This window comes from Schumannella sp. 10F1B-5-1 (genome assembly GCF_006517535.1).
GTDB lineage: Bacteria > Actinomycetota > Actinomycetes > Actinomycetales > Microbacteriaceae > Schumannella.
In genome coordinates this window covers 1-223 of sequence record NZ_VHQH01000144.1, presented here as the reverse complement: position 1 = coordinate 223, position 223 = coordinate 1, and the positions used below count along the sequence as shown (strand labels likewise).

General features: G+C 66.8%; 1 pseudogene. It reads right to left on the bottom strand.

The annotated features are described in order from the left end of the window. Nucleotides 1-223: pseudogene (locus tag FJ658_RS15235) on the bottom strand (RNA degradosome polyphosphate kinase); the annotation flags it as partial.

The window sequence follows — 223 nt, the reverse complement described above, 5'->3', positions numbered from 1 at the left end:
CGTCCGAGATCTCGAGGCGGATGGGCGAGCCGAAGCGTCGGCGCAGCAGCTCCTTCTCGAGCGCCTGCAGCAGGTTCTCGGTCTCGTCCTCCTCGATGACGACGTCCTCGTTGCGGGTCACCCGGAACTCGTGGTGCTCGAGCACCTCCATGCCCGGGAACAGCTCGCCGAGGTGGTTGGCGATCAGATCCTCGAGGGGGATGTAGCGGCGGATGCCGGTGGT